This is a genomic window from Aquamicrobium soli (assembly GCF_042646345.1).
GTDB lineage: Bacteria > Pseudomonadota > Alphaproteobacteria > Rhizobiales > Rhizobiaceae > Mesorhizobium > Mesorhizobium soli_A.
Genome location: NZ_JBHRTK010000007.1, coordinates 22450 through 29256, shown reverse-complemented (window position 1 = coordinate 29256; position 6807 = coordinate 22450). Strand labels below are relative to the sequence as shown.

General features: G+C 58.2%; 10 protein-coding genes. 6 read left to right on the top strand and 4 right to left on the bottom strand.

Annotated features, from left to right (window positions below):
• Positions 1 to 346: 346 nt before the first annotated feature.
• From ACFOHJ_RS06445 to ACFOHJ_RS06435, 3 genes are all read left to right on the top strand, one after another.
• On the top strand, positions 347 to 601 hold the full coding sequence (locus ACFOHJ_RS06445; protein ID WP_378219659.1) for a hypothetical protein: 255 nt from the start codon (positions 347 to 349) through the stop codon (positions 599 to 601).
• A gap of 386 nt (positions 602 to 987) precedes the next feature.
• A complete protein-coding gene (locus ACFOHJ_RS06440) occupies positions 988 to 1221 on the top strand; it encodes a hypothetical protein (RefSeq protein WP_378219658.1) in 234 nt (77 codons plus the stop codon).
• Positions 1214 to 1828 carry a DUF1236 domain-containing protein gene (locus ACFOHJ_RS06435; protein ID WP_378219657.1) on the top strand — a complete coding sequence of 205 codons (615 nt, stop codon included), beginning with the start codon at positions 1214 to 1216 and terminating at the stop codon, positions 1826 to 1828. Before ACFOHJ_RS06440 ends, ACFOHJ_RS06435 begins: the two co-directional genes overlap by 8 nt.
• Positions 1829 to 1950: 122 nt before the next feature.
• Here the strand turns inward: ACFOHJ_RS06435 and ACFOHJ_RS06430 are convergent, their stop codons facing one another.
• A complete protein-coding gene (locus ACFOHJ_RS06430; protein WP_378219656.1) occupies positions 1951 to 2586 on the bottom strand; it encodes an outer membrane protein in 636 nt (211 codons plus the stop codon).
• A 234-nt stretch (positions 2587 to 2820) separates the two neighbouring features.
• On the opposite strand from ACFOHJ_RS06430, the gene ACFOHJ_RS06425 reads away from it, so the two are divergent.
• A complete protein-coding gene (locus ACFOHJ_RS06425) occupies positions 2821 to 3807 on the top strand; it encodes a sensor histidine kinase (RefSeq protein ID WP_378219655.1) in 987 nt (328 codons plus the stop codon).
• 57 nt (positions 3808 to 3864) lie between these two features.
• Here ACFOHJ_RS06425 and ACFOHJ_RS06420 read toward each other — a convergent pair whose 3' ends face one another.
• The gene (locus ACFOHJ_RS06420) at positions 3865 to 4068 is read right to left on the bottom strand and encodes a hypothetical protein (RefSeq protein WP_378219654.1); all 204 of its coding nucleotides are present in this window, start codon (positions 4066 to 4068) and stop codon (positions 3865 to 3867) included.
• Between the two features lie 209 nt (positions 4069 to 4277).
• On the opposite strand from ACFOHJ_RS06420, the gene ACFOHJ_RS06415 reads away from it, so the two are divergent.
• Positions 4278 to 4445, top strand: a complete 168-nt coding sequence (locus ACFOHJ_RS06415) for a hypothetical protein (protein ID WP_378219653.1) — start codon at positions 4278 to 4280, stop codon at positions 4443 to 4445.
• Between the two features lie 457 nt (positions 4446 to 4902).
• On the top strand, positions 4903 to 5082 hold the full coding sequence (locus ACFOHJ_RS06410; RefSeq protein WP_378219652.1) for a hypothetical protein: 180 nt from the start codon (positions 4903 to 4905) through the stop codon (positions 5080 to 5082).
• Positions 5083 to 5305: 223 nt separating this feature from the next.
• Here the strand turns inward: ACFOHJ_RS06410 and ACFOHJ_RS06405 are convergent, their stop codons facing one another.
• Together ACFOHJ_RS06405 and ACFOHJ_RS06400 are read right to left on the bottom strand one after the other, a co-directional pair.
• Positions 5306 to 5491 (bottom strand): hypothetical protein, encoded by a 186-nt coding sequence (locus ACFOHJ_RS06405; RefSeq protein ID WP_378219651.1) that lies wholly within the window; start codon positions 5489 to 5491, stop codon positions 5306 to 5308.
• 300 nt (positions 5492 to 5791) lie between these two features.
• On the bottom strand, positions 5792 to 6700 hold the full coding sequence (locus ACFOHJ_RS06400) for a LysR family transcriptional regulator (RefSeq protein ID WP_378219650.1): 909 nt from the start codon (positions 6698 to 6700) through the stop codon (positions 5792 to 5794).
• Positions 6701 to 6807: the final 107 nt, after the last annotated feature.

Sequence of the window (6807 nt, the reverse complement as noted above, 5' to 3'; positions counted from 1 at the left end):
CTCAAACGCTTCAAGCGCGTCGCACTACGCTGCGAGAAGACGAAGCGAAACTTCGCTTCCTTCGTCGCCCTCGCCGCCGGCTTCGTCTTGGTCAAATCCGTCCACACGGCCTAGCAACGGTATTCAACCCGGCCGACCCCATTATCACTTCTTGTGGCTTCGGTCGCCAGCTTTGACGCGCTGTTCGTGGCTTCCATCTCGAACGGCATCGGTTTGTTCCTTCCAAGGACGACTATTCGTCCGCTGGGCCACTGGCGGTTTGACGATGCTGCTCCACCACGCTTCGGGGGTAGAATGCTCCTTGATCGGTGAACGGCGATCCCGACCCCAACATGAGGAGGAAGCCATGAAAGGACTTTTCATTTCATCGAAAGGCATAGCCTACCCCGAGGAACTGGAAATCCTAAGCTCCGTCTTCAATCATTTCTGCCAGGACCACCAGATCAAACCAGAGAGCACCGAGGCTGCCGAGCTCGCCCGGGTGATCATATCGTTGTTTGAAGCAGGCCTCTGCGAAGAGGCCGCAATCCGGGAAGTCCTCGACAGCATGAAGAATGGCACCTTGAAACGACCGGCAGACAGCTTGGCGGATCACAGATAGAGCCTTCCGACTGATAGGTGCAGGCTGACGCTGGGCACGCTAAGGGTTTTGTCGTGCTTGGAACCTTTTGCGCGGACCGCAGTTGGGAAACATTCGCATCCTTCCGGGGCGAGTAGAGGAGCCTGGGACCTCCTCGGAGCCCGTCACTCCCACCCGTGGCGGGCTCTACCCCGGCAGCATCAATGATAACCTACAGCTTAGGGGCACTTTCAATCCGGCCGAGCTCGACTTGTTTGACCGGGTACTGGCAAGGCTGCGCGTCAACGATCTTTCCGCCAACTACCGGGAGATTTTGGCACAGTGAGTTATGGCCAATTACATGGTCGGCATTACTGACGAGGACGAACTGATTTCGTTGTCGCGCCAACCGTTAGGCAGATAGGGGAATGCATTGGAACAAGGGGCAGCGCTTTGTTTGTCTCCTGTTCTGGTGTCTCCATGCCATCGGGGCAGTGGCGAGAAGCCCGTCGCCCGTCTCTCCGGCGGCGGGCTTTTTGTTGGAACATAAAGGGCAGTTTCTCGTTCATCTCGCCGAGGGAAGAAAAACGGAGATGGATGATGAAAGAAATATTACTGTCCGCTGTGCTAGGACTTTCAACGGTCTCGTTCGCTATGGCTGACACCACCGTCACAGCAACGACTGATCTGAATCTTCGTGCAGGGCCGGGATCGCAGTATCCCGTCATTGGCGTAATCAGCGCCGGCCAGTCCACGACGGTGAAGGGCTGTATCGACCAAGGCAAGTGGTGTAATGTCAACACCGGATCAGAGGATGCCTGGGCGTACTCGGATTATCTGACCATGGACTCGGGCGGAACCCAGATCATCTTGACCAACCGGTCTGCGGATGCAGGTGTCGCGGTGGTTAAAGCGCCATCCCGAGCGAACACCGGTGATGCAGGCGCGGCTGCCGGCGGGGTGACGGGAGCCATCGTAGGCGCGGTCGTCGGAGGTCCGGTCGGGGCCGCTGTCGGAGCGGCGGCCGGTACAGTAGCCGGGGGCACCGCAGGCACGATTGCAAGCCCGCCCGCATCCGTTCGCACCTATGTCACGTCCCATAAGACAGAGCCGGTCTACCTGGACGGCGAAGTAGTCGTGGGAGCCGGCTTGCCTCAAACAGTCGCCCTGACGGAAATTCCTGATTACGACTATCGTTATGCCTACATCAACGGCCAGCCGGTTTTGGTGGACGCCCCGACGAGAAAGATCGTGTATGTCATGAGATAGCCCGCCGAGAGCGGCTTAAATAGCCCGCGTGTCCTGACGGATGCGCGGGCTTCTTGTCGTTGGCCGCCAAAGAAAAAGGCCCCGGCTTTCGCCAGGGCCTTGATCGACTGAAGAAGTCTTGGTCAGAACTTGTAGGAGACACCAACGGTGCCGGTGTGGAGCTTGGCCTTGATGTCCTCACCGCCCCAGCTCTTCTCGCCGAAGTCGTGATAGCGATATTCGGCGCGACCGATCAGATTATCGGTGAACGCATATTCCAGACCGGCGCCGACCGTCCAACCGACATAAGTCTTGGTTTCTTTCGGATCACCAGCTTCCTTGGTGTACGCCTTCGCGTAAGCCACGCCGGCCGAAGCGAACGGCAGGAAACGATCGACGGCCAAGCCTACGCGGGCGCGCGTCGATCCATACCAATCGAAACCAACTTTGCCACCAGGCACCGACTCTTTGACATCCGAGTAGTTGAAGTCGGTTTCAAGGCCGTAAACGAAATTGCCGTTCTGGAAATTCCAGCCGGCATAACCGCCAGCGACGAAACCATCGACATCGATGCCCATATGCGCAGGTCCAAGGTCGGTGGAAAGCTCGCCGGCGCCATAGCCAAGCTGCACACCGAGGTACGGGCCAGACCAATCATAAATGGCAGCCGGGGCTACGGGAGCGTATTCTTGGCTCACGACTGCGTCGGCAGCAAAAGTCGACGAGACACCCAGCGCGAGGACGACAGCAGAGGCGCCGACGAGAAGCTTCATGGTCATGGTTCAAGCCCTTTCACAAAATTGATACCCGACTAAATACCCGGAAGGGTTGCAGGAGTCTGTCACATAAATATCACGTGGCTTTGTTTGTTGGCAGACGCGAAGTCGCGGGGCTTTTCAGCGCGGGCTAGCTTCAGCATTGATCATCCCTAGGCGAGTCGAGCGCTTACAGTCACGGCCATCGGCCGACTGGCGCGGAACCTAGGGCCTCGCGAACTTGTTTGTTGGGTCATTATGTCTGAATTAATCAAGCGTTCTCCCTATGCGACCGAGTTGCTGGCAGCCATCGTAGATTCGTCAGACGATGCCATCGTCTCCAAGAACCTGGACGGCATCATTACAAGCTGGAATTTCGGCGCCGAACAGATCTTCGGCTGCACCGAGAGCGAAGTCATCGGGAAGTCTATCACGATCATTATTCCTCCGGATCGACAAAGCGAGGAGCCGGACATCCTCGCACACATTCGAAGGGGGGAACGCATCCACCATTTCGAGACCGTCAGACAGAAGAAAGACGGCACCCTGATTGACGTTTCGCTGACAATCTCGCCCGTCATCGGGCCCGACGGCCGCATCGTGGGGGCGTCGAAGATTGCTCGGGACATCAGCGCCCGAAAAGCAGCGGAGAAGGCCAGAGACCTCCTGTTCAGAGAGATGAGGCACCGCGTCAGAAACACGCTGGCTCTTGCTGCTTCCATTTGCAGGCAGACGTTTCATTCCGCTACCGAGGAAGAATACAGCCACTTCTTTTCCCGTATTCAGGCCCTCGCAGCCGCCCATGAACTCCTGTCGAGGGAAAGCTGGGAAGGGGCGTCCATGAAGGATGTCGTAGCGAAAGCGATGGAGCCTCACCGCACCGGGCAGGGGCGCATCCACATCGCCGGGCCGGACATCGCCATCGGTTCAGGAAAAGCGGTCAGCATCGCACTGGCACTCCACGAACTTGCTACGAATGCCGCCAAATACGGCGCTCTTTCCGGTGCGTCCGGAACCGTTCACATCGAATGGACACTTGTACGGGAAGAGGCGGACACGATTCGCTTCCACTGGCAGGAACGCGGCGGCCCGGAGGTCGTGGGGCCGGGCCGAAAAGGATTCGGCTCGCGACTGATCGAACGGGGGCTCGCCGCGGAGTTCCGCTCGATCGCCCTCGATTTCCAACCAGAAGGCGTGGTCTGCGCTTTCGAGTTTTTTCCCCAAGACGCGCAAGACGGTGCCTGAAGATAGATCCCCGCTTCAAGCGCCGGTTCCGCCGTTCTCGCGGGTGCAGACGGGCCGTCAGGAGTGTTTGATGATAATGCCGTGCTTCAGCTCCAGGGCATCAGCGTCCGTGATTTGCCTGGCGAAATCGTCCTGCAGTTCGCCCCAAGAACCGAGATAGGCGCCACAGGTGCTGCAGTGGATCGGCGTTTCTTCTGTAGCCTCCGCTGGTATGTCCAGCAGGATGGTTTTGCAGGTTTTGCACTCCAGCTTGTAGTCCAAGGGGGTCCTCATGGGAGCACCATGCATCGTCCTGACGATCTTGTCAGCATTGGCGTCGAGTAAAAGCGATCGACTTTTAGTGGTAGATCGTTCGTTATGGATCCCTTACCGGAAACACATATCGACTCGAAGCCTCGCCGTTCGATCACATTATTCTCTGACCCGGAACGCACTTTGATGTCGGGTGTTTGGCTCGAAAAGGAGCCTTCATGCACCACGTACGCACCACCCTTGAGCAACTGCGACGCTACATCGCGAACTGCGAAGCGCGTGATGAACTCCAGGAAGTGGATACTTTGCTCTCCGTGGCGCTCGAAGAGGTTAGACGGAAGATCGCCCAACAGGAACTCGCTCAGCACACCGCCGAAAAGCGATGACCTCGGGCTAAGTTGCTAAGCTGAGTCTGCTTGCTGGGAACGCATGGAATCTCGCGCGCCTGAAATGCGCGATCATCCTTGGCAATTTTCCCCGGGTCTAACGACTTTCGCGCATCTGAGATGCTAGAAAGTCTGTGACAATCCTCTTGGTCGGTGAAACCATTGACAGGCGCCGCGCAATACCCAGGCGGCGGCGGGCGAGTTCGTTCGGCTCGTCCGGGGGTCTACGTCCAGGCTGATGCCGACGTCGACGCGGCGGCCCTGGCCCGCGCCGTGCGCATCGCGCATTATCTCTACCTGACCGCTCATCTCTCGTCGGCGTCCGCCGCGCTCCTGCGGCCCACCTCCGACGTCCGGCTTTTCCTCAGCGGACGACGCAACCAGCGAACCCGGATCCGAACGCTCGAGATCGTCCAAAAACGAAGCGCCCGCTCATCCGTCGACGGCCCCGGCGATCGTGGGCGCCGATCAAGGTGAGATCAGGATCGAGGTGTCGTCACCGCGGCGGCGGTTTCTCGAAGCGTTCCGGCTCCGAAGCGAGCATGCCAGCGCTATTACCGACGAGCTTCGTACCGATATGGCGGCACGGCTGATCGAAGAGTTTGGATCGCCGCAAGCGGCGGCGGACGCGCTCTGAGCTTTGGCGCGCGAGAATGGATGGTATCGCGAGGCGAGGGCGCCGAGCGCTTACCTGACGACACGCCCGGGATGGCGACCGTAGCGGCGGCAACGCGCAAGGCCGCGGATACTTTGTCGCTGCCAGAATTGCGCGTTACCGCGAAGGCGCCACGTCTGCGGAGGAGCGCGTTAAGGCGATCGTGGCTGAGCGATGTGTTTCCTTCCTATGAGCTTAGGATCGATCAAAAAATATGTTGGCGTGACCGATCTCGACTAGATGAGTTTCTGACCGCGCGAAACGTCGACAAGGCAATTTCTGGCAACCAGGTCGTCGATCGCAGTTTCGCGCGCTTCAGCCCGGCGAGCTGTTTCTGTTCAAGCTCCATAGCCCGAACAACTTCATCGTCGGCGGCGGGCTGTTCGGCCACGGTTCGGTCGTTCCGATCTCGCTCGCATGGGAAGCGTCCGAGGAAAAGAACGGTGCCGCTTCGCTCGACGAAATGCGCGGTCGTGTGGCGCGCTATCGGCGCGAGCCGGTCGACTTTCGAACTGACTATTCGATCGGTCGCCACATCTTGGAGCAACCGTTCTTATGACCGCGGGCTCTCTGGCTTCCGATCGCTGGGCGCCGAGCATTTCGGTTGGAAAGGGGTTCGACACCGGCGAAGCGGACGGACGATTTCTTATAAAACGCTGCTCGAGATCGACTGACTGCTGAGCCCATCCACTCATGGAAGGCTGGTCGCGAACGCTGAGAGAATGGCTTCTAACGAAACGTCGAGCGCTGTCGAAAAAGCCCTGCCTTTCTGCCAAATGGCAACATAGTGGTAGAGTGCAGACGGCTCGACGGGTTTTGCCTGAAGTTTGAACGCCGAGTACTCTCGCGCAATGATCTCATTGGTGATGGAGACACCAAGGCCGGCGGAAACGAACCCCGCTTCATAACCATTGGAGTCATATTCCACCAGTACGTCAGGCTCGACGCCCGCAAAGTGCAAGGCGTTCAGGTTCATCTGATGGGCGGAAAACTGGGGGTCGATATCCACGATCGTTTCTCCGGCCAGGTCTTGCGCTTCCACACGGGACTGTTTCGAGAAACGGTGGTTCGGGTGAAAGAGACATACATTGCGGGCAGAACCGATCGGTGCCCATTCGAACAGACGCGAATCCAAGGGAAGCCTTGAAATTCCCAGGTCAGCTCGTCCTGAGAGGACGTGCTCACCCACTTGGCCGTAATTCCCTGAAATAGATCGGACACTCGATGAGGTTTTGGAACGAATAGTAGCCACAACCTTCGGCAAGGTCACGAACCCGAAGACGGCGGGAGCCGCGATTGAGATCCGCTGTTTTTCCTCATTTTTCATCGAAAAGATCGACGCTTCCAACCGGTCCAGGGACGTGAGGGCTACCTCCACATGCCGTAGAAGTTCCCAGGCTTCTTTGGATGGAAGGATGCGGTTGGACGACCGTTTGAACAGTCTGATATCGAGAGCAGTCTCTAGCTGTTTGACGTGCTGGCTGATCGCCGGCTGGCTGATTCCGAGTGCGACCGCTGCCTTCCTCGTCGATCCAGTTCGCAGCACCTCTCGAAAGACTTGCAATTGCCGGAGCTTCAAGCCGCTTTGCAGCAACTCCATTTTTAACCCTTCTTTCCGAAGCACCAGGCCGACTGGGATTATCCATTGGGCCAGGCATTGGTGCCGTCACGATCATCCTGACGCTGTCCGTCAGGCAAGGTCCGAAT

What these genes read in the sequence shown, in the direction of transcription:
- ACFOHJ_RS06445 (WP_378219659.1), top strand. Translation starts at nt 347, where the DNA reads ATGAAAGGACTTTTCATTTCATCGAAAGGCATAGCCTACCCCGAGGAA.
- ACFOHJ_RS06440 (WP_378219658.1), top strand. Translation starts at nt 988, where the DNA reads ATGCATTGGAACAAGGGGCAGCGCTTTGTTTGTCTCCTGTTCTGGTGT.
- ACFOHJ_RS06435 (WP_378219657.1), top strand. Translation starts at nt 1,214, where the DNA reads ATGGCTGACACCACCGTCACAGCAACGACTGATCTGAATCTTCGTGCA.
- ACFOHJ_RS06430 (WP_378219656.1), bottom strand. Translation starts at nt 2,586, where the DNA reads ATGACCATGAAGCTTCTCGTCGGCGCCTCTGCTGTCGTCCTCGCGCTG.
- ACFOHJ_RS06425 (WP_378219655.1), top strand. Translation starts at nt 2,821, where the DNA reads ATGTCTGAATTAATCAAGCGTTCTCCCTATGCGACCGAGTTGCTGGCA.
- ACFOHJ_RS06415 (WP_378219653.1), top strand. Translation starts at nt 4,278, where the DNA reads ATGCACCACGTACGCACCACCCTTGAGCAACTGCGACGCTACATCGCG.
- ACFOHJ_RS06400 (WP_378219650.1), bottom strand. Translation starts at nt 6,700, where the DNA reads ATGGAGTTGCTGCAAAGCGGCTTGAAGCTCCGGCAATTGCAAGTCTTT.